This window comes from Methylobacterium sp. GXS13 (assembly GCF_001455965.1).
Taxonomy (GTDB): Bacteria; Pseudomonadota; Alphaproteobacteria; order Rhizobiales; family Beijerinckiaceae; genus Methylobacterium.
The window spans coordinates 92,895-111,533 of record NZ_LKKO01000019.1; the positions used below are offsets into that span (position 1 = coordinate 92,895).

Below are 18,639 nucleotides of genomic sequence, written 5' to 3' on the forward strand. Positions count from 1 at the left end.
TTCAGGGATAAGACGCGATGACCGAGAAACTGCCGTCCGACTTTGCGGCCGCGCTGACCAAGCCCGAGCCGCCAGCCGCCTGGCCCGCGCCACTCGCGGCTCTCTGGTGGCTGGCCAAGGATGCAACGGAAACAGCGGACACCGCTGCCTGGGAACGGGCGCATGCCCTGGTCCAGGACGCCTCCGGGCCCGACGCCGCCTGGGTGCACGCGCACCTGCACCGGATCGAGGGCGATGCCGGCAATGCGCGTTACTGGTACGACCGCGCCGGCCGCTCCGTGCCGCGCGAGACGCTCGCCGAGGAGCGGGCAGCTCTCACCGCCGCCCTGTCGAACGCCGGCTGAGCGCCAGTTGCCGCGTGGGCGGTACCGCGTCAGCCTTAGCCGACATTCTTCGACGCTTCATGAACGGCCGATGCGACACGCTGCCTTATTACTTATACTGACAATGCCTAACGGCCAGGAATTCAATATCCTGCCGATATGCGGCTCGATTCCTACCCGACAGGATTGAGTTTTCGGTATGCTCCCCAATCCAGACGGGACGGAGCATGTCATTTTTTTACGCTTTGAAAATCCGAAGCCTGTGCATTGCGCATTGACTACGTGGTCTTCGATACCCCACAGCGGCCAAATCTGATTATGGCTGGGGCCGTTGATTTCGGACCACAGGAAACGTGCTGTTTATCGTGATGAGCCTGAGCTGTTTAGTCTGCAGTGTGGGTCTGGCGGGTCTTTCCCTGCGCAACCCCGCGCGCGCCGTCGTCCTTGAACGCTGGAGCGGGATCTGCCTGGTGCTGGGCCTGTCTCTGCTCGGGATCGCGCTGCACGGTGCCCGCCTGTAGTCTCTGTCCCGGCGAGACCGATTCTCGGAACGCCTGAGCCGACAACCGGTTGACAGCCCGCCCGGCGCGCAGGTCGGGCCTTGATTATCGGAGCGGACCTATGAGCCTCCTCGGCAGCATCGTCGGCAAGATCCTTCATCCGTTCGGCGGCGGTTCCGCGGACGCCGCGCCGGCGTCCACGTCTGGCTCCTCGGGCGGCTCGGCCGGCTCGGGCACCGCGTCGGCCCCCGGAAGCGCCGGTGGCGGCGAGACCGTGGATGTGGCTGCCGTGCTCACCGGCCTCGCCGAGAAGAACCCGCAGAAGTTGGATTGGCGCCACTCCATCGTCGACCTGATGAAGCTGGTCGGCTTGGATTCGGGCTTGGCGTCGCGCAAGCAGCTCGCCGATGAGTTGCACTATACCGGAGACAAGGAGGATTCGGCCTCCATGAACATCTGGCTGCACAAGCAGGTGATGCAGAAGCTCGCCGAGAACGGCGGCAAGGTGCCGGAAGACCTCAAGAACTAAGGCCTTGAATGGGCCCGGCGCCTGATCGCGCCGGGCCTCGCTCAGCGACCGGTGCGGACCCGGGTCCAGAGCCGGGTCACATAACGCTGGGTACGGTCGTCCCAGGCGGTGTTGATCGACAGGCGCTGCATCGTGGCCTCGTCCGGGTAGATCCCGGGATTGCTCAGGATGTCGGGCTTCACGAACTTCTTGGCCGCCACGTTGCCGCTGGCATAGGCGACGAAGTTGGTATTGGCGGCCGCCACCTCGGGCCGCAGCATGTAGTCGATGAAGGCCAGAGCCTCGGCCGGGTGAGCGGCATCCTTCGGAATCGCGAAGGTGTCGAACCACATCAGCGCGCCTTCCTTGGGCACGACGTAGGCGATTTCGATCCCGTTCTTGGCCTCCTCGGCCCGGCGCTTGGCCTGCATCACGTCGCCCGAATAGCCGACCGCTACGCAGATATCGCCGTTGGCCAGAGCCTGAATGTATTCCGAGGCGTGGAACTTCCGCACGCTGCCCCGGACCTTGTAGAGCGCGTCGGTGACCAGGGTCAGGTCGTCCCAGCGCTTGGAATCGGCCTTCGCGCCGAACACCGGCAACATGCTCGGTATCAGATCCTCGGGCGAGTCCAGCATCATGATCCCGCAATCCTTGAGCTTGTTCGCGGACGCGGGATTGAGGACGACGGTCCAGGAATTCAGCGCCGCGTTGGCGCCGAGGCGCTCGCGGACGGCGGCGACGTTGTAGCCGATGCCGGTGGTGCCCCACATGTAATCGACCGCGTAGGTGTTGCCGGGGTCGTACACGGCCAGCCGGTTGGAGATCTCCGGCCAGAGGTTGCCGAGGTTCTTCAGCTTCGCCTTATCCAGGGGCAGGAAGGCGCCGGCGCGGATCAGCCGCTGCAGATAGGGACCGGACGGAACGACGATGTCGTAGCCCGACCGGCCGGCCAGCAGCTTGGTCTCCAAGATTTCGTTGTTGTCGTAGGTGTCGTAGACGACCTTGATCCCGGTCTCCCGGGTGAAGGCGTCGAGCACCTTCGGGTCGATATAGTCCGACCAGTTGTAGATGTTGACGATCCGCTCCTCAGCGGCTCGCACGGGCGCGGCGAGGGGAAACAGGGCTGCGAGCAGCATCCCCACCGCCAGACGAAAACCGGTCCGCCCGCGCGACGCGAACCGGCACCGGGCCGGGACGAGGCGCCAGACCGATCGTTCGACCCGGCCCGTCCCGGCCCCGCTCACGCCTGCCTCGCGGCGACGACCACGATCTCGACCAGATATTGCGGATCGCACAGGCGCGCCTCGACGGTGGCGCGCGCCGGCGGGTGATCCTTCGATACCCAAGCATCCCAGGCTGCGTTCATTTCGGCGAAATGACCGATGTCGGCGAGGTAGATGGTTGCCGACAGGATGTGGTCCTTGTCGCTGCCGGCGACGGCGAGCAGCCGGTCGATCTGCACCAGGATGTTCTGGGTCTGGGCGGTCACCCCGGTGCCGACGGGATCGGACGCCACCTGGCCGGCAAGGTAGATGGTGTTTCCGTGAATGGCGCCCTGCGACATCCGCGTGCCCGGTTCGATCCGTTCGATGCTCATTCAAGTCTCCAGCCGGCGAAAGCCGGTATCTGCCGTGGCACCGGGCTGGCCGTAAAGGGCCGCGCGCCCACGCGTCGCGGGAACCACGGAAAATTCTCCCCTGCCTGCGCAGTTGCGAGCAACCGTGGCCGGCCGCCGTGCGTTCACACGGCATCGCTTGTCACGCCTTGGGGTTCGTCATGGGTATTCTCTGGACCATCATCATCGGGTTCCTCGCCGGAATCATCGCCAAGTTCCTCATGCCCGGACCGAACGAGCCGTCGGGCTTCATCCTGACGACCATTCTCGGCATCGTCGGCGCCTTCGTCGCGACCTTCCTGGGGCAGGCCATCGGCTGGTACGGACCGAACCAGGGCGCGGGCTTCATCGGGGCCGTCGTCGGTGCCGTGGTTGTGCTCTTCATCTACGGCATGATCGCCGGTCGCCGCCGCACCACGATCTGATCAGTTCCTGAGGTCTGGAACGAGAAGGGGCGCCCCGCGGGGCGCCCCTTTTTTGTGGCTTGATGACCGGCTGATGGCGACGAGCCCTCAGAGGTGATCCGCAGCCGCCTTCACGGCGCAGTGGCCTGTGGCGCCGCGTACGGCAAGCCCGACGCCGACGACCAGCGCCAGCAGGCTGAGAATCTTGTTCGGCCGGGGCTGCGCGGCCGCCGCGGCGATCCCAAGGCCCAGCGCCACCGACACCGCCCGCTCCGTGGTGGTGAGGTTCGGTTGCCCGCTGAAGATGTCGTGGATCATTTCGTTGGCCATGAACGCTTTCCCGTTGTGAGGTCGCGGGGCGAACGCAGGGGCAGGACCGGCGTTCCCGCGGTCGCGCGCGGCCGAGGCGCGCGCGCCGCGCAGGAGATTCGAAGAGCGCCTGCTGCTGCCGGGCCACGGCCGCCCCATGGGGAGGCCCCATCCGTATCGAGAGCCTGAGCGGGACGGACCGAACAGCCACTCGCTCAGGACTCAGACCGAAGGGGCTCGGCCCGGGATACGAAAAAGGCGCGGCCCTGATAGGGCCGCGCCTCTCGCATCGCACCCGCACAGGCCGAGGCCTATGCTGGGTTCTGGTCTCGCTTATTCGCCAGCGGATTCGCGGCGGCGCTCACCACGATGGCGGCCGCCGTTATCCTCACGCCGGGGCTCACCGTCCCGGTCGCTGCGGCCGCTCGAATCCCGCTCGGCCTTCACCTTCTCGGTGATGTCCTCGCCGGTCTGCTGGTCGACGACGCGCATGGACAGGCGGATCTTGCCGCGATCGTCCTGACCAAGGAACTTCACCTTGACCTTGTCGCCTTCCTTGACGACGTCCGTCACCTTGGCGACCCGCTGAGCAGCGAGTTCCGAGATGTGGACGAGGCCATCCTTGGCGCCGAAGAAGTTCACGAAGGCGCCGAACTCCATGCACTTCACGATCGTGCCGTCGTAGATCATGCCGGTCTCGGGCTCGGCGACGATCGAGCGGATCCAGTTATAGGCCGCCTTGATCGCCTTGCCGTCGGCCGAGGCGATCTTCACGATGCCGGTGTCCTCGATGTTGATCTTGGCACCGGTCTTCTCGACGATCTCGCGGATCACCTTGCCGCCGGTGCCGATCACGTCGCGGATCTTGTCGGTCGGGATCTGCATCGTCTCGATGCGCGGCGCGTACTCGCCGAGCTCCGGACGGGCATCGGTGAGGGCCTTGGCCATCTCCTGGAGGATGTGGGCACGCCCGTCCTTCGCCTGGTCGAGGGCGACCCGCATGATCTCCTCGGTGATGCCGGCGATCTTGATGTCCATCTGGAGCGAGGTCACGCCTTCGTCCGTACCGGCCACCTTGAAGTCCATGTCGCCGAGGTGATCCTCGTCGCCCAGGATGTCGGACAGGACCGCGAAGCGCTCACCCTCGAGGATGAGGCCCATGGCGATGCCGGCCACCGGACGGCGCAGGGGCACGCCGGCATCCATCAGCGACAGCGAGCCGCCGCAGACGGAAGCCATCGAGGACGAGCCGTTGGACTCGGTGATCTCGGACACGACGCGGATCGTGTACGGGAACTCATGCGCCGGCGGCAGAACCGGCCGGATCGCCCGCCACGCCAGCTTGCCGTGGCCGATCTCGCGACGACCCGGGGAGCCCATGCGGCCGGTCTCGCCCACCGAATAGGGAGGGAAGTTGTAGTGGAGCAGGAAGCGCTCCTTGTAGGTGCCATCGAGCGAGTCGATGAACTGCTCGTCCTCACCGGTGCCCAGCGTGGCGACCACGAGGGCCTGGGTCTCACCGCGGGTGAACAGCGACGAACCGTGGGCGCGGGGCAGCACGCCGACCTCGGACACGATCGGGCGGACCGTCTTCAAGTCGCGGCCGTCGATGCGCGAGCCGGTATCGAGCACGTTCCAGCGCACGACCTTGGACTGCGCCTCCTTGAAAGCGGCCTTGACCTTCTCGGCCGGGAACTTCTCGGCACCCTCGGAGCACAGAGCGGCCATCACCTTCGCCTTCACGGCGTCGACGGCGGCGTAGCGCTCCTGCTTGACGGTCTTTGTGTAGGCGGCGCGCAGCTCGGTCTCGCAGACCTCGAGGACGGCCTTCTCGACGTCGGCGTTCTCAGGGGCCTGGAAGTCGCGGGGCTCCTTGGCAGCCTTCTCGGCCAGGCGAATGATCGCCTCGATGACCGGCTGGAAATGCTTGTGGCCGAACATCACGGCACCGAGCATCACGTCCTCGGAAAGCTCCTTGGCCTCCGACTCGACCATCAGCACGGCGTCCTGGGTGCCGGCGACGACGAGGTCGAGGGACGATTCATCCTTGGTCTCGGTGACCAGCGGGTTCAGCCGGTAGCCGCCGTTGATGTAACCGACGCGAGCGGCGCCGATCGGGCCCATGAACGGCACGCCCGACAGGGTCAGGGCGGCGGAGGCCGCGACCATCGACACGATGTCGGGATCGTTCTCGAGGTCGTGGGTCAGGACCGTGATGACGACCTGGGTGTCATTGCGCCAGCCATTGATGAACAGCGGGCGGATCGGGCGGTCGATCAGGCGGGAGACCAGGGTCTCCTTCTCGGAGGGACGGCCCTCGCGCTTGAAGTAGCCACCCGGGATGCGGCCGGCGGCGTAGGCACGCTCCTGGTAGTTCACGGTGAGCGGGAGGAAGTCGATGCCGGGCTTCGGCTCCTTGGTGGCGACCACCGTGGCGAGCACGGAGGTCTCGCCGTAAGTGGCGAGCACCGCGCCGTCAGCCTGACGGGCGACCTTGCCGGTCTCGAGGACGAGCTTGCGGTCGCCCCACATCAGCTCTTCGCGTTGAACGTCGAACATTCTTGTCTCTTCCTTGCCTTCGGCGGGCCCGGCCCGGCGCCGTCGGGGGCAAGACGGCGAGACACTTCATCCGGCGAAGTGTCTCGCGATCCTGCCCCGACGCTGGCGCCTCGAAGCGGCCCGTTTTTCGAGCGGCCGGACCCATTCCGGCAGCCCGAGATCGTGAAACGCGGCTCCGAGCCGGGCTCGGAACCGCGCGTGGTCGGCCTTAGCGGCGGATACCGAGACGCTCGATGAGCGCGCGGTACCGGGCCTCGTCCTTGCGCTTGACGTAGTCGAGCAGCGAGCGGCGCTGCGAGACCATCTTCAGCAGGCCGCGGCGGGAATGGTTATCCTTGCCGTGAGTCTTGAAGTGGCCGGTGAGGTTGGTGATCCGCTCGGTGAGGATCGCGACCTGGACCTCGGGGGACCCGGTGTCCTTGGCGTCCTTGCGGTGTTCCTTGATGAGCGCGGTCTTGCGCTCTGCCGTGATCGACATCGCATGCCTTTCGGGTTGTGCTGGTCAGATGCGGCGCCCCGATCGGGGCGCTCGAGCTCGGCGTTCGGCCGGTGCCGGGATGTCGTCCAGCACGGTCACAGCGCCAAGCGGCTCAAGCCCCGCCCGGTAACCCGAGCCGAGGCTGCGTGATCCATACACGAAACCGCCGGATACACCAGCCCCGGGCCCCAGAGCCGCCCGAGGGAACGGGCAAGACCCGCATGCTGGCCGGCGTCGCGGCGCCCCAGGCGTCGGTTGAGCCGATCTTACACGTCGTCATCCACGCCGACGAGGCGTACCGTCGGGCAACTGCGCCGGACTCGGCCGCATCTGGGGTCTACGCCGCCGCGAGGCCCTCGGTGCCTGCGTGCTATCGCTTGCCCTGAACCTGAGTGCCTCGTGGTTGTCCCGGTGACGGTCGACCGCTCGATCAGCGAATTCCTGCTCGGGCAGCTGGCGGCTCATCCCGAAGAGCGCTTCAGCGCCGTACGGGCGCGGGCCGTGTTCGAGTCGGCCTATCCCGGAGAGTTCCGTCAGATCGCGCAGCGCCCGGCGGAACAGACCGCCTCCGCTACGTCGGTCTCGATGACGACGGCTACGTCGTCCCCCCGCAAGGCCACACCTTTATGAAGTTGTCAGAAATCGTAGCCAAGATCTTCCGAACCGATCCCAGAATGATCGAGAGCGAGCTGCGAACGCCGATGCCTTGAACGTAGCATCAGCCAGCTCGTCTGGGCAGGTTCGTGCCAACCCGTGGATGGCGATCCGACGTGAACGTCCCACGCCATCGCAACCATACCCGCGTTGCTGGCGATCAAGTCTTTTAACAAACGCATTGGATAAAGTATCCTCTGCACAGGTCGGCGAATCGCCCTGCCGCGCCATGCTCCGGACTTGAGGCACTGTGACGAGATGCAAGGCATGCGACGTTGATCCACGATGTGTACCTGCGTGTTCCTCCGACCAGGCCGGACCGCATAGACGATGCATTACCCAAGCCTGACGCCCGTGGGGTCGAATGGGCTCTCGGAGGGGTCGGCTGCCTGATCGTCCTCCTGACTCCATTGGCTGTCCTGGCGTTGCCCCAATCGGACGTGGTGGCGGTCGTCGGTACGCCCGGCGGCGGCGCAGCAGATTCAATCCGGATCATCGCGAACGCGGGCGGGACGGTCCTGAACCGCGGCGGCCCGGACAACGTCCTCCTGGCCCACTCGGACCAGGCCGGCTTCGCCGGTCGCCTCTACGCAGCAGGAGCGCGCCTCGTCATCGACGGCCGCCTCTCCGACGGTTGCAGCCCCTCCACCACCTCGACGTCTTCGCCGACCGCCGTCACGGCCACGGCCCGGAACCCGACTCGATGAACCATCTCGACATCCTGCAGCGCCGCTTCGGCCGGTTTCTGATCCCGCTCCTGTGGGCCCATGTCCTGTTGATCGGCGTCGTCGATGCCGTGCTGACGGCGAACTTTCCGGCTCTGGGGCCCGTGGTCGGCGCCATCGGCATTGCGGGCGTCACGACCACCCTGTGGCTGCGCGACCCGGTGAGCGCGGCGACCCGCATCGTGAGCGGCGTGGCCCTGGTGGGCATGGCCGCGCTGCTCCTGATCACGTTCGCCGGCCATCCCTGGCAAATCGACCTGCACATGTATTTCTTCGCCTGCCTGGCAATGCTGGCCGGGTGGTGCGACTGGCGCGTGATTCTGGCGGCGGCGGCCGCGACGGCCGTCCATCATCTCGCACTCGACCTGGCGATGCCGGCCCTGATCTTTCCGGGCGGGGCGAGCGATCTTGGCCGGGTGATCCTGCATGCCGCGATCGTGCTCATCGAAACCGGTATCCTGATCTGGGTTTGCCGGACCGTGGAAGAGTCCTTCCTGGCCCTCGCGGCCTCCGACGCGCAGACGCAGGCCCAACTCGCACGGGCGCTCGATCTGGAAAGCGAGGCCGCCACGACCCGGTCGGCGCTCGAACTGGAGCGCAAATCCGAGATGGAGCAGCTCGCGCGCGCATTCGAGACGTCTGTCGGCAGCATCCTCGATCACGTCGCCGCAGCGGCCGGCACCGTCGAGGCCGCTGCGGCTGGAATGGCGACGACGGCGACCACGACGGCGGATCGATCGCTGACGGTGGCGGCGGCCGTCGGAGAGACTGCCGTCAAGGTCCAGGGTGCGGCGGCGGCGGCCGAGGAACTGGGTTCGTCGATCGGCGAGATCGGCCGACAGGTCGACGTGTCGGCCGAGATGGCGCGCGAGGCCGCCGCACAGGCCGCCGCGGCGACGCCCCTGGTCAGCGAACTGCGCACGGCGGCCGAACGTATCGGCGACGTCGTGGCGCTGATCTCGAACATCGCCGGCCAGACCAACCTGCTCGCCCTCAATGCCACGATCGAGGCCGCACGAGCCGGGGAGGCGGGCCGCGGCTTCGCGGTGGTGGCTGCCGAGGTCAAGGAACTCGCCGAGCAGACGGCGCGCGCCACACAGGACATCGCCGCGCAGGTCCATCACATCCAGACCTCGACCGGACAGGCGGCCGCCGCCGTGGACGGCATCACCGTCCGGATCCGCGACATGAGCGGCGTCGCCACGGCGATCAATGCCGCGGTCGAGGAGCAGGGCGCCGCCACCCGGGAGATCCTGCGGAACGTCTCGGAAGCCGCCACGGATGCACGTGACATCACCGCCACGCTCACGGACGTCACCGGCGACGTGCAGGTCACGGGGTCCGAGGCCGGCCGCGTCCTCGCCTCGGTCTCGGACCTGTCGCGGGAATTCGCCACCCTGCGCACCGAGGTCGGGCGCTTCCTGGCGTCCGTGCGCGCGGCCTGAAGCACCGGCTCGGATCTTGCTCGCTGGATCCCATCCGCATTATCCGGGGACCAAAGGCCGAGAACCACGACATGTCCGACACCGCCGCCATCGCCCGGATCGAGGATCCGGCGACCGGCAATCCCAGTCTCGCCCGGAGCCTCACCGCCCCGGGCCTGGTCGCCATCGGGCTCGGCGCCACGATCGGCGCGGGCATCTTCGTTCTGACCGGAACCGCAGCGGCACAATATGCGGGGCCGGCACTCAGCCTGTCCTTCGTGATCGGCGGCATCGCCTGTGGCTTCGTCGGCCTGTGCTACGCCGAGCTCGCCGCCATGATCCCGGAGGCGGGCTCGACCTACACCTACACGCGGGCGTGCCTCGGCCTGCTCCCGGCCTGGATCATCGGCTGGGACCTCGTGCTCGAATTCGCCATGGCGGCGGCCACGGTGGCGGTGGGCTGGTCAGGCTACGCGCAGTCGCTCGCAGCGGATTTCGGCCTTAAGTTGCCTGCAGTTCTATCGGGAGCGCCGGGGGACGGCGGCCTGGTGAACCTGCCCGCCGTCGGCATCGTACTGTTGCTGACGGCGCTCCTGACCCGCTCGACCCGGGACGCCTCCCTGATCAACGGCCTGCTGGTCGCCTGCAAGGTTGCGATCATCCTGGCCTTCGTGGGCGTCGGCGTGGTCCATCTGCATCCGGAGCTGTGGCATCCGTTCGTCCCCGAGAATGCCGGCGCGTTCGGCACCTACGGCTGGAGCGGCGTGTTCCGCGGAGCCGCGGTGGTGTTCTTCGCCTTCATCGGCTTCGAGACCGTAGCGACCGCGGCGGGCGAGTGCCGGGCGCCCCAGCGCGACGCGCCAATCGGGCTGATCGGATCGCTGACGATCAGCACGGTCCTGTACGTGGCGGTGGCGGCGGTGCTTACCGGCCTCGTGCCCTATCGGGAGCTGGACGTCGCCGATCCGATCGCCAAGGCGATCGACCGCCTCGCGATGCCCGGGCTGGCGATCGTGATCAAGATCGGGGCCCTGATCGGGCTGACCACCTCGGCACTCACGGCGCTCTACGGGCAGGGCCGGATCTTCTTCGCCATGGCCCGGGACGGGCTGCTGCCGCCCCTGTTCTGCCGGGTCGATCCGGCGACCCGGGCACCGGTAGCGAGCCAAGTGGTGATCGGTCTGTTCACCGCGGCCGTAGCCGGGCTGGTGCCGATCGACATCCTGGGCGAACTCGTCAGCATCGGCACGCTGCTGGCGTTCTGCCTGGTCTGCGGAATCGTGTTGATCCTGCGCCGGACGGAACCCGACCGGCCCCGGCCGTTCCGCGTACCGGCGGCGATCCCGATGGCCACGCTCGGCATCCTGTCATGCCTGGTTCTGATGGCCGCGTTGCCGGCCGATACCTGGATCCGGCTCGCGGTCTGGCTGGTGATCGGGTTGGCGATCTATGGCGGCTACGGAAGGCGCAACGCGCGGCTCACCCAAGCAGGTTGAGCGTGGCCCGGCTCACCGCGTCGATCGAAGCCTCGGCGCTGAGGTTCAGTTCGTAGTTCCGGATCACGCGCTGCAGGTCGGCCGATTCCAGCGCGACGTTGACGTTCGGCAGGCGGATATAGCCCTGGCGATCAGCCGCCACATTCGATGGATCGTAGCGCCGGCGGAAATCGCTCCCGTCGTGCACGATGCGGCCGACCGGTTCGCGCCCTCGGTCGACATCAACCGGCTGGAACACCGCGATCTTCCGGGCATAGGGCGTGCCGCCCGGATCAGCCGGGGCGGAATCGGCGTTCGCGATATTCTCGGAGATCGCCCGGATCTGCCCGCTCTGGATCCGACGGCCGTAGGCCAAAGCGTCGGTGGCCGCCTTGAGGGGGCTGGTATCCGGCATGCGGGGCGGGCTCGGTCGGCGCGGGGAGAGGCTGAACGATCCTCTACGAAACAGCCTTAAGCGAAGGTTAAGCCGCCCGGCCTGATAGGCTCACCGCCTCACGCAGGTCGCGGCTATCGGTGAGCCGCAGGCCCCTCCGGCGCAGAGAGGCCAGCAGCGCGCGGTCCGGAAACGAGCAATACGGCAGAACCTCGGTGCTCCGGCCCTCAGGGATTCGGTCCGTGCGGGCGATCTCGTCGAGCAACCGGTCGAGCATGCCGCGCCCGTGCGCATGCAGCGCCACGGCCGCCCGGGTGGCGGTGGTGTCGGCCGGGAGCGGTACAGCCTCCTGAGCGAGGATCGCCCCGGTATCGATCGTGGCCGCAAGCCGGTGCAGGGTCATGCCGAAGCTGCCGGGTCCGTCTGCCAGCGCATGGATCGTCGGCACCGGGCCACGATGGCGCGGCAGCAGCCCGGGATGACCATTGATGCCGCCGAGACGTGCCAGTCCGATGGTCTCGGCCTTCAGGATCTGGTCGAAATGATAGGTCAGGATCAGGTCTGGCGCGGTCGCACGTAATCTCTGCGCGACCTCGGCGCCGTTCACATCGTCGACCGTCAGGGTCGGGATACCCAAGCGCCGGCACAGGGTCTTCAGCGGTGTCGATTCCGGCGCAGCGCCGCTGCCGGCTACAGCCTGGGTGAGGGGCGCCAGCGGCCGCAGCAAATCCGGCAGCCCAAAATTCACCGCGAGATACGGCAGGATCCCGGCGCCGGAGCGCGCGAGATGCCCGCGGACCTGGCCAGTCAGCCCCCCGCTCGACGGCCGTTCAGCGTTCGACAGCCCGACGAAGGCGATATCGGCCCGGTGATCGGCCACGAACCGGCGCACCACCCGGGCATTGGGCAGCGCCTCCAGGACGAACAGCGCGATCCGGGCGCGGGCCATCAGCGGCGCGGCCGGCGCTGGAAGCGGAAGGCGTAGAGGCCGGCCCGGCGGATGCTCTCCGGCAGGAGCAGCACGGTCCGCGCGAGCGCCGCCAGGACGAACGGGAAGGCGATCACGTCGCGATCCTTGGCAATACCCTTGACGATGTGCTGGGCTGCTTCCTCGGCGCTCATCTCCAGGGGCCGCCAGCCCTTCAGCTCGCCGCCCATCGGGGTCTTCACGTAGCCTGGGGCCACGACGTTGACCTTCACGCCGCGCGGCCCGACCTTCTGCCGGAGTGCCAGCCCGTGGGCGACCAGGGCGGCTTTGGCGCCGCTATAGGCTGGGGCATCCTGAAGCGGCGCGTAGGCCGCCAGCGAGGACATCAGCACGATCTGCCCGCGTCCGCGCTTGAGCATCAGGCTCAGGGTCGGCAGCACGATGTTGAGCGAGCCGGTATAGTTGATATCGGCGGTCTCGAACGCCGTCTCCTCGGGCTCGACTTCGCCCTTCTGATTTCCGCCGTTCACCGCGGCATTGGCGATGACGAGGTCGAGGGGCTGGGCGGCGTCGGCTTTGTGGATCAGATCGATCGCGGCGGCCCGGTCCCGGGTATCGAGGCGCACGGCCTCGACGGTGGCACCGCTGGCCCGGCAATCCCGGGCCACGGCTTCCAGGCGATCGGTATTGCGTCCGATGAGGACGAGGCTCACGTCGGCACGTGCGTAATGGCGTGCGAGTGCAGCGCCGATACCGCTCGACGCGCCAGTGATCAGAATGCGGGGCATGACGCGGGTGCTACGCCGCGGAGCACGCAAAGATCAAGACCGGGAAGGGCTCAACGGCGACTTAAAGGCTCGCGCGACGCCCGAAACTGTCAGCAGAACGCGACAGGTTTCCTGTCACGCTTCAATAGACAGGCGCGAGCTGCCCGTCACTCTCGCCACCCTCGCGGATCGCCCGCGCGGCAGCCAGCATCGCGTCGGGGACGGCCGATTCCATCCGCGGCACCGAGCCGGCCACGGCGCGCTCGATCGCCCCCTTCGAGAAGAAGCCGCCGTTAACCTGCGTCCGGTGCAGCACGACCCGGCGGAAGTCAGCCATCAGGCCCATGTCCGGCGGGGTCGGGTTCGTCCAGAACCCGTCGAGGTCGCCTTGATGGGTCAAACCGGCCATGTTGTAGATCGCGGTGCCGACCGCATGGGTCGGGCGGCCCATCTCGAGGGATAGCATCCCCACCGTCGAATTCACGATGACGACGCCGCGGGCGCCCTTGATCAGGGCCGGGAGGTCGCCGCCGTCGATGAAATCGAGGCGGTCGCTGACGCCATGCCGCCGGGCCGAGGCTCGGGCGAACTTGCGCCAGTTGATCAGGCCGCTATCCAGCGGATGCAGCTTCACCAGAAGCCGCGTCGGCGCCGAGGAGGCATCCGCGAAGGACTTGATCACCCGGTCCATGAATCCCTCGACCCCGAGGAACGGCGAGTGGACCCGGATCTGGTAGTCGCTGTCGAGCTGGAGCGGCAGCAGGAAGTAGTCGCAGCCGACCGCGCGGTAGATTTCGTCGCAGCGGGCAGCCTCCCGGCGGGTATGGGCGCGCCGGGTGAACTTCTTGATCCAGCCGGCATACTCGGCCGCGATGTGGGTCGGCCGGTGGCTGCGGAAATGCGGGAAGAGATACGGGAACGCGATGTTGGCGATGTTGTAGCTGACGTCCCAAACGCTGCGGCGGGCCATGTCGCCCGTGGAGGGCATCGCCCGGCCCGGCTGGGGCAGGCGTCGCGCCAGGGCGCGGACTTCGGCGGCCGTACGCGGAAGCGACGAAAAACCGTTTACCCCGCCGAGTTCACAGGTGATCCAGTTGGGTCGGATATAGCCTTCCTCGAACACGTGAACCCGGAGGCCTCGAACCTCAGCGATCATCCGGGCCGCCCGGTGAAACGGCCGGCAATCGCCGAACAGCACGATGTCGGTGACGGCTTCACGGTCGAGATAGGATTCGAGATACGTGCCCCAGGCCTCGCGGCGACCGCGGTAATTGTCGGCCTTGCCGTTCCAGAACAGCCGGTCGCCGGGGCACAGGTTGATACGCCGGACCTCGTGTCCCCGCGCACGCAGGGCCTTGCCGAGATCGGAGAAGAACGGGGAAGCGATGCCCTGCAGGAACAGAAAGGTCGCGGGGCGGTCGCGGAGGGCGTCGGGGGCGGTCTTTTGCATTCCGCGGCGCTTCTATCCTTGACCCTCGGCCGGACGGAGCCGCACCGGAAAGACTGACCTGAGGTGGCACGCCTCGGCGCGAGCCGGCAATCCGAAGCTACGTCGCAGGACGGCGTTTCCGCTCCGGCGTGGCCCGTCTGCAACGGTCGCACTTTCGCGGCCACCAGACGGATTGAAGGGGCAATCACGGCGACGATATGTCCAAATCCTTTCCATGACGTGACGCTTTGACGAAACCGCAGCGCTTGTCCCCGCGTCGCCGGCCATCCCATGCCGGGTAAAATGCGCTACACGGCGACCCGAACGACTCAGACGAGCGGAGTTAGGCGCCCCATCATGTCCCTTGAACCGACCCCGTCGCTCTACGCGACCGGCCGGACGATCCGCCGCCTGCAGGTGGAGATCGAGGCCGCGACGGGCTTCGCCTTCGGTCGAGCGCGGCCAGGCGCAGTCGGTGCCGTGTGGGGATCGGGAAGCCTGCCCGCGCGCCTGCTTGCGCTGGCCGGAAGGCGTCGGCTCACGGTCACGCCGGGTCCGCTGCTCAGCCCGTACGACAGGCCGGAGACCGGGTTCGCGTCCCTGCGGCTCGCGCTCGACGGCAAGCCGCTCGGCGGAGAGCGCGGCATCCACTATCTCGATCCCTGGACACGTCAGCCGATCGGTCGCGAGGCCTGCGCCGCGCACGTGGCTTGGCTCGCCGCGCGGTTCGCTGAGAACGACCGGCGCGTTGTCTATGTGGGTATGTCGCGCTGGAAGCGGCCGGCCCTCGACGTACTCGGCACCGGCCCGGCCGGCCCCCCGGTCCATACCATGACGGCCGAGGCCGCGGTCGCGGCCGGACAGCGCCATCAAGGGCGGATCCTCGCCTGGGCGACCCGGGCGCCGGGCAAGCTGGAAGACGCCTGCACGCGGGCCGGCCTGCCGCTCGCCCGGGTGGAGGACGGCTTCCTGCGCTCGGTCGGTCTCGGGGCGAGTCTGCAGCCCGGCGCCTCCATCGTGGTCGACGATCTCGGCATCTACTACGACCCGCGCCGGGAGAGCCGCCTGCAGCGGCTGCTGGCCGAGGCCGCATTCCCGCCCGAGCTGGTGAGCCGGGCCAAGCGCCTGCGCGAGGAGGTCGTGGCGCGCCGCCTCAGCAAGTACAATGTCGGCCTCGATGCCACCGCTCTCGACTGGCCGTCCGGCCGGAGGATCGTGCTGGTGCCGGGACAGGTGGAGGACGATGCCTCGGTGCAGCACGGCTCGCCGCTGGTCCGCTCGAACCGGGCGCTGCTGGAGGCCGCCCGGCGGCGCAACCCCGACGCCTTCCTGCTCTACAAGCCCCACCCCGATGTCGAAGCCGGGTTCCGCCCCGGCATCATCCCGGAGGCGGAGGCATTGACTCTCGCCGACCGGATCGTGGGCGGCCTCAGCATCGTCGATCTGCTCGACAGGGTGCACCACGTCGAGACCATGACATCGCTCGCAGGCTTCGAGGCGCTGATCCGCGGGCTGAGCGTGGCGACCCACGGACGCCCGTTCTACTCGGGCTGGGGCCTGTCGGAGGATCTGGCGCCCGGGGCCGACCGTGGCCGCAGGCTCACGCTCGACGAGTTGGTGGCCGGCGCGATGATCCTCTATTCGCGCTACCTCGATCCCGTGGCGATGAAGCCATGCAGTCCGGAGCAACTCTTGGATCGGCTCAGCGCCGCCCGGGAAGCCGCCCCACGCAACGCGCTCTCGCTCGGCCGCACTGCGCATCTCGTCATGCGGGCGCGCTACGGCCTGTTCAACCCGATCGTGCGGGCGCTCCGCAACCGCCGCGGCGTCGGCCGCGAGACCGGGCCGCGCTAGGGCAGGGGCGCAATCGTGGCATCTGGTCTCTCGGGCTTTTCGCGCACCGCCCAAGGTAGGGAGCCCGCTCCCGTCGCCGTGGGCGAGGCGAGGAGCCAGCAGCCTGCGCTCCGGAAAACGCCGCGAGGCCTCTGTACGACCCTCGTTTTCCGTGCCGGGTCACAGCTCGTATCGACCGCCCGCACGCGCAAGCCACATCGAGTTCTCGCATTGTGACCACGTTCCTCACCGCCGCCAGCCTCGCGCTCGCCATCTGCCTCGCCCTTGAATTCTTCGTCAGCGATTCGCTCACCCGGGCGAGCTTGGCCGCGCGCGATCTCGCCCTGCGGCTGCTCGGCTACCTGCTGATCCTGCTGTTCTGGTTCGTCTTCTCGTGGCGGCCCTGGCTCGCCGGCCTGACCTGCGTCGTCTCGGTCGCGGCGCTGATCTATGTCAGCCGGGCCAAGCGCTCGGTAATCGGCGAGCCGCTCCTGTTCAGTGATTTCGTCCTGCTGCCGCAGGTGCCGCGCCATCCACAGCTCTACTACATCCCGCCGCTCTGGGATCCGCGCATTTCGGTCCCCGTGATTCTGACGCTGATCGCGACGGTAATCTGGTACCGGACCGAGCCCAGCGTCCTGCCGGATGCGCCGATCCCGCGCGTTGCGGCGATGCTCGGCTTGCCGCTGGCCCTTTGGCTTCTGTTCCGCGCTGCGTCCCGGCCGCAGTTGGCGGGGCTGATCGCGCGCTGGTTCCCCGAACCCGATCTGGAGGCGGATGTCGCGCGGGTCGGCCTGCCGGCGAGCCTGCTCGGCTACACGGCCCGGGCGCTGGCGGGCAGCGCACCGGTGCCGGAGGTGCCGACGCTGCCCTCCGGCCCGGGCGACGACGTGGTCGTGGTGATCCAGCTCGAATCGTTCATCGACCCGGAGCGCCTCAATGGCCCGGCGCTGCCCGCAATGGAGCTTTTCCGCACCCGGGCTGCGCAATACGGCCGCCTCAGGGTCCCGGCCCACGGCGCCTACACGATGCGCAGCGAGCACGCCGTGCTCACCGGTCGGCCCTCGGACAGTCTCGGCTTCGGTCGTTACGATCCCTACACGTCCCGGAGCGGCGACGAGCCGACCAGCCTGGCCCGGCTGGCCCGGAGCCGGGGCTACGAGACCCTCTTCCTGCACCCGTTCCACCGGGATTTCTTCCGCCGGGCAAAGGTGATGCAGGCCTTCGGCTTCACCGACCTGGTGATGGGCGAATCGTTCGAGGCAGCCCCCCGGGTTGGCCCTTATGTCGGCGACGTGGCGCTGGGCGAGCGCCTGCTCGACGAGGTGCGAGGCCGACGCACGCCGCTGTTCCTGTTCTGCGTCACGATGGAGAATCACGGGCCGTGGAAGCCCGGGCGCCTGCCTGGGATCGATGCCCCGGAGGCGCAGTATCTCCATCACGTCGTCAATACCGGACGTATGGTCCAGAATCTGGTCGCCGGACTCGACGGCTTGGCCCGCGACCGCGGCCAGTCCATCACCCTCTGCGTGTTCGGCGACCACGCACCTTCACTGCCGACCTGCAAGCCGGGCTTCGGTGGCCAAGCGACCGATTATGCCGTGTTCCGATTCGGCGGAGAGCCGGTGCTGCCGCGGCGCCTGGACATCACCGCCGACGCCCTGGGACGCGATCTGCGCTCCGCCCTGGCCAGCACACTTGCGGACATGCCGGCAACGACGCGATAAGGTTAAGCTTGACCGTATCAAGCTCGGCAGTGCCACGCTGGTGACGCATTGCGACCGGATAGCAATGCTGTCCGAGAAGCGGGTTCCGCGAGGAGTCCGCACGTTTGACGCGGCCGTTAAAGCGATCGCAGCGTTTGGCGGTCACCATGGATGTCCCGGTCCGAGCCAGCGATGGCGCGGAGGCCGGCGAGGAGAAGTCTCTGTGATGCTGCGTAACACGGCGCGTTCGGCGCTGATGGCCGCCCTCGCGGCAGGGTCCATCGGCGGCTGCACATATCTGCCCGCGGCGGGTCCGACGGCGAGCGCGATCGAGGCGGGCGCGGAAGTCGCCACCGCCGACGGGGGCGTGCTCGCCCGCTACGAGATCATCGACGTCACCCCATCCGTGATCGAGGCCCTGCGCGGACGCCCCCTCGACAGCCTGCTCGCCTCCTTCGGCGACCACCGCCCGTCCACCGAGCCGGTGATCGGCATCGGCGACATGGTCTCGGTCTCGGTCTGGGAAGCCGGATCCGGTGGCCTGTTCTCCGGGCCGCTGGTCGCCGACCGGTTCTCCGCCGGCTCCAAATCCGCCCTCATCCCCG

19 protein-coding genes and 1 pseudogene are annotated in these 18,639 nt (G+C 68.0%); 11 read left to right on the forward strand and 9 right to left on the reverse strand.

Features of this window, described 5'->3' with window-relative positions:
- The first annotated feature begins 17 nt into the window (after positions 1-17).
- The 3 genes from AO398_RS06030 (at position 18) to AO398_RS06035 (ending at position 1,352) form a co-directional block, all read left to right on the forward strand.
- Positions 18-344, forward strand: a complete 327-nt coding sequence (locus AO398_RS06030; protein ID WP_058191120.1) for a hypothetical protein — start codon at positions 18-20, stop codon at positions 342-344.
- A gap of 332 nt (positions 345-676) precedes the next feature.
- A complete protein-coding gene (locus AO398_RS28760; RefSeq protein ID WP_160329310.1) occupies positions 677-844 on the forward strand; it encodes a hypothetical protein in 168 nt (55 codons plus the stop codon).
- 100 nt (positions 845-944) lie between these two features.
- Positions 945-1,352 (forward strand): DUF3597 domain-containing protein, encoded by a 408-nt coding sequence (locus AO398_RS06035; protein WP_058191121.1) that lies wholly within the window; start codon positions 945-947, stop codon positions 1,350-1,352.
- Positions 1,353-1,393: 41 nt separating this feature from the next.
- Here the strand turns inward: AO398_RS06035 and AO398_RS06040 are convergent, their stop codons facing one another.
- Positions 1,394-2,470 (reverse strand): polyamine ABC transporter substrate-binding protein, encoded by a 1,077-nt coding sequence (locus AO398_RS06040; RefSeq protein WP_058191143.1) that lies wholly within the window; start codon positions 2,468-2,470, stop codon positions 1,394-1,396.
- 104 nt (positions 2,471-2,574) lie between these two features.
- Positions 2,575-2,931, reverse strand: a complete 357-nt coding sequence (locus AO398_RS06045) for a RidA family protein (RefSeq protein WP_058191122.1) — start codon at positions 2,929-2,931, stop codon at positions 2,575-2,577.
- Positions 2,932-3,110: 179 nt separating this feature from the next.
- Between AO398_RS06045 and AO398_RS06050 the strand changes: the two genes are divergently transcribed.
- Entirely contained in the window at positions 3,111-3,374 is a 264-nt protein-coding gene (locus AO398_RS06050) for a GlsB/YeaQ/YmgE family stress response membrane protein (protein WP_058191123.1), read from the forward strand.
- An 87-nt stretch (positions 3,375-3,461) separates the two neighbouring features.
- Here AO398_RS06050 and AO398_RS06055 read toward each other — a convergent pair whose 3' ends face one another.
- From AO398_RS06055 to rpsO, 3 genes are all read right to left on the reverse strand, one after another.
- A complete protein-coding gene (locus tag AO398_RS06055) occupies positions 3,462-3,683 on the reverse strand; it encodes a YgaP-like transmembrane domain (RefSeq protein ID WP_007560132.1) in 222 nt (73 codons plus the stop codon).
- A gap of 312 nt (positions 3,684-3,995) precedes the next feature.
- Positions 3,996-6,221, reverse strand: coding sequence for a polyribonucleotide nucleotidyltransferase (pnp, locus tag AO398_RS06060; RefSeq protein ID WP_058191124.1), 2,226 nt, complete (start codon positions 6,219-6,221; stop codon positions 3,996-3,998).
- A gap of 208 nt (positions 6,222-6,429) precedes the next feature.
- Positions 6,430-6,699 carry a 30S ribosomal protein S15 gene (gene rpsO / locus AO398_RS06065; protein ID WP_007560136.1) on the reverse strand — a complete coding sequence of 90 codons (270 nt, stop codon included), beginning with the start codon at positions 6,697-6,699 and terminating at the stop codon, positions 6,430-6,432.
- 411 nt (positions 6,700-7,110) lie between these two features.
- Here rpsO and AO398_RS28970 point away from each other — a divergent pair, with 411 nt between their 5' ends.
- The 4 genes from AO398_RS28970 (at position 7,111) to AO398_RS06085 (ending at position 10,998) form a co-directional block, all read left to right on the forward strand.
- Positions 7,111-7,329 carry a hypothetical protein gene (locus AO398_RS28970; protein WP_201025717.1) on the forward strand — a complete coding sequence of 73 codons (219 nt, stop codon included), beginning with the start codon at positions 7,111-7,113 and terminating at the stop codon, positions 7,327-7,329.
- Positions 7,330-7,778: 449 nt separating this feature from the next.
- Positions 7,779-8,060 carry a hypothetical protein gene (locus AO398_RS06075; RefSeq protein ID WP_152997428.1) on the forward strand — a complete coding sequence of 94 codons (282 nt, stop codon included), beginning with the start codon at positions 7,779-7,781 and terminating at the stop codon, positions 8,058-8,060.
- Positions 8,057-9,523 carry a methyl-accepting chemotaxis protein gene (locus AO398_RS06080; RefSeq protein WP_058191127.1) on the forward strand — a complete coding sequence of 489 codons (1,467 nt, stop codon included), beginning with the start codon at positions 8,057-8,059 and terminating at the stop codon, positions 9,521-9,523. The genes AO398_RS06075 and AO398_RS06080 overlap by 4 nt, the downstream gene beginning before the upstream one ends.
- Positions 9,524-9,594: 71 nt before the next feature.
- On the forward strand, positions 9,595-10,998 hold the full coding sequence (locus AO398_RS06085; protein ID WP_058191128.1) for an amino acid permease: 1,404 nt from the start codon (positions 9,595-9,597) through the stop codon (positions 10,996-10,998).
- On the opposite strand, the gene AO398_RS06090 is transcribed toward AO398_RS06085, so the two are convergent.
- The 4 genes from AO398_RS06090 to AO398_RS06105 all read right to left on the reverse strand — a co-directional run bounded on the left by AO398_RS06090 (position 10,982) and on the right by AO398_RS06105 (position 14,516).
- Positions 10,982-11,392, reverse strand: coding sequence for a hypothetical protein (locus tag AO398_RS06090; RefSeq protein ID WP_058191129.1), 411 nt, complete (start codon positions 11,390-11,392; stop codon positions 10,982-10,984). The genes AO398_RS06085 and AO398_RS06090 overlap by 17 nt on opposite strands.
- Before the next feature lie 67 nt (positions 11,393-11,459).
- Complete coding sequence (locus AO398_RS06095; protein ID WP_058191130.1) at positions 11,460-12,320, reverse strand: formyltransferase family protein; 861 nt, start codon at positions 12,318-12,320, stop codon at positions 11,460-11,462.
- Positions 12,320-13,087 carry an SDR family NAD(P)-dependent oxidoreductase gene (locus AO398_RS06100; protein ID WP_058191131.1) on the reverse strand — a complete coding sequence of 256 codons (768 nt, stop codon included), beginning with the start codon at positions 13,085-13,087 and terminating at the stop codon, positions 12,320-12,322. Before AO398_RS06100 ends, AO398_RS06095 begins: the two co-directional genes overlap by 1 nt.
- Before the next feature lie 121 nt (positions 13,088-13,208).
- On the reverse strand, positions 13,209-14,516 hold the full coding sequence (locus AO398_RS06105) for a capsular biosynthesis protein (RefSeq protein WP_058191132.1): 1,308 nt from the start codon (positions 14,514-14,516) through the stop codon (positions 13,209-13,211).
- A gap of 336 nt (positions 14,517-14,852) precedes the next feature.
- On the opposite strand from AO398_RS06105, the gene AO398_RS06110 reads away from it, so the two are divergent.
- The 3 genes and pseudogenes from AO398_RS06110 to AO398_RS06120 all read left to right on the forward strand — a co-directional run.
- Positions 14,853-16,349 (forward strand): capsular biosynthesis protein, encoded by a 1,497-nt coding sequence (locus tag AO398_RS06110; RefSeq protein ID WP_058191133.1) that lies wholly within the window; start codon positions 14,853-14,855, stop codon positions 16,347-16,349.
- 212 nt (positions 16,350-16,561) lie between these two features.
- Positions 16,562-18,055 carry an LTA synthase family protein gene (locus tag AO398_RS06115; RefSeq protein WP_058191134.1) on the forward strand — a complete coding sequence of 498 codons (1,494 nt, stop codon included), beginning with the start codon at positions 16,562-16,564 and terminating at the stop codon, positions 18,053-18,055.
- 205 nt (positions 18,056-18,260) lie between these two features.
- A pseudogene (locus tag AO398_RS06120) lies at positions 18,261-18,639 on the forward strand (sugar transporter); the annotation flags it as partial.